This window comes from Thalassomonas sp. M1454, assembly GCF_007097525.1.
GTDB lineage: Bacteria > Pseudomonadota > Gammaproteobacteria > Enterobacterales > Alteromonadaceae > Thalassotalea_A.
Genome location: NZ_VKDD01000015.1, coordinates 1 through 1,136 on the forward strand (window position 1 = coordinate 1; position 1,136 = coordinate 1,136).

The 1,136-nt window shown below is 44.9% G+C and carries 2 rRNA genes; both read right to left on the bottom strand.

Annotated elements, in window-relative coordinates:
• Positions 1 to 133: ribosomal RNA gene (locus tag FNN08_RS16195) — 23S ribosomal RNA — on the bottom strand; the annotation flags it as partial.
• A gap of 453 nt (positions 134 to 586) precedes the next feature.
• A 16S ribosomal RNA gene (locus FNN08_RS16200) occupies positions 587 to 1,136 on the bottom strand; the annotation flags it as partial.

Here is a 1,136-nt window from a genome sequence, read left to right on the forward strand (position 1 = left end):
GGTGGGTTCCCCCATTCGGACATCTGAGCCTATAACGGTTTTTATCACCTTAACTCAGCTTTTCGCAGATTAACACGTCCTTCATCGCCTCTAACTGCCAAGGCATCCACCACATACGCTTAGTCACTTAACCATACAACCCCAAAAAGTTTCCTTTAAGACTGTTCGGTGACTAAACCGAACTAAGTTGCAAGTCTGACATTTTCACGCATTCATAAGAATATTGACACTAATGTGTCAAACTCACATTGCTGTGAGCCTTGAGTAAGAACAACTAACGAAACGATAATTATCGTTAGTTATAATGTTGAGATGTTGTATAAACATCTCAGTGATAAACAAGTTAATGTTTATCATGGCAACTTATTCGACGTTTATGATTGGAGGTCATAAACATAAGTTGCCGGGTTTAATATCAGCTTTCCAAATTGTTAAAGAGTAATTAAATGCGCGCATTCGGCAAATAATTTGGTAAAAAACCAAACTTAAGGTATCCGTAGGATAGTTTAAGTTTGGCCTTTCATCCTTTAATTTTCGTTATCATGTAATTTGTGTGAACACTCAACATTAAGCGTTCTACTTAAGGTAAGGAGGTGATCCAACCCCAGGTTCCCCTAGGGTTACCTTGTTACGACTTCACCCCAGTCATGAATCACAAAGTGGTAACCGTCCTCCCGAAGGTTAGACTAGCTACTTCTTTTGCAACCCACTCCCATGGTGTGACGGGCGGTGTGTACAAGGCCCGGGAACGTATTCACCGTGGCATTCTGATCCACGATTACTAGCGATTCCGACTTCATGGAGTCGAGTTGCAGACTCCAATCCGGACTACGACAAGCTTTCTGGGATTCGCTCCACCTCGCGGTCTCGCTGCCCTCTGTACTTGCCATTGTAGCACGTGTGTAGCCCATCCCGTAAGGGCCATGATGACTTGACGTCGTCCCCACCTTCCTCCGGTTTATCACCGGCAGTCTCCTTAAAGTTCCCGCCATTACGCGCTGGCAAATAAGGATAGGGGTTGCGCTCGTTGCGGGACTTAACCCAACATTTCACAACACGAGCTGACGACAGCCATGCAGCACCTGTCTCAGAGTTCCCGAAGGCACTAATCTATCTCTAGAAAATTCTCTGGATGT